Raw genomic sequence first — 324 nt, forward strand, 5'->3', positions numbered from 1 at the left:
CTTCTCGATTACTAGTTGAAGAGATTGGAACGTTTGACAACACTTATAGTCTAATTCATCTTTCATATGACCGAAAAAGGATTCCATTGGGGCATTATCTAGACAGTTTCCTCTACGTGACATAGACTGTCTCAAACCCATTTCCTTTACACGGCGCTGAAATTCCGGATGCGTGTAGTGGATACCCTGATCTGAGTGTAAAAGTGCTTCAGGATGAATGGTATCTCCTAATCTATCTTTTAATTTGTCTAATGTTTGATAGACGATATCCATTTGTAAAGAAGGGGAAACATGATAAGCTAAAATCTCTCGTGTCGTACTATC

The 324-nt window shown here is 38.6% G+C and carries 1 protein-coding gene; it reads right to left on the reverse strand.

The window, feature by feature from the left end; translation table 11 throughout:
• Window positions 1-324, reverse strand: a 324-nt coding sequence (locus JDS96_RS30950; RefSeq protein ID WP_199669144.1) for a DDE-type integrase/transposase/recombinase, incomplete at both ends; no start/stop codon positions are given.

Origin of the sequence: Bacillus cereus group sp. N21 (genome assembly GCF_016483395.1) — a bacterium.
Taxonomy (GTDB): domain Bacteria; phylum Bacillota; class Bacilli; order Bacillales; family Bacillaceae_G; genus Bacillus_A; species Bacillus_A pseudomycoides.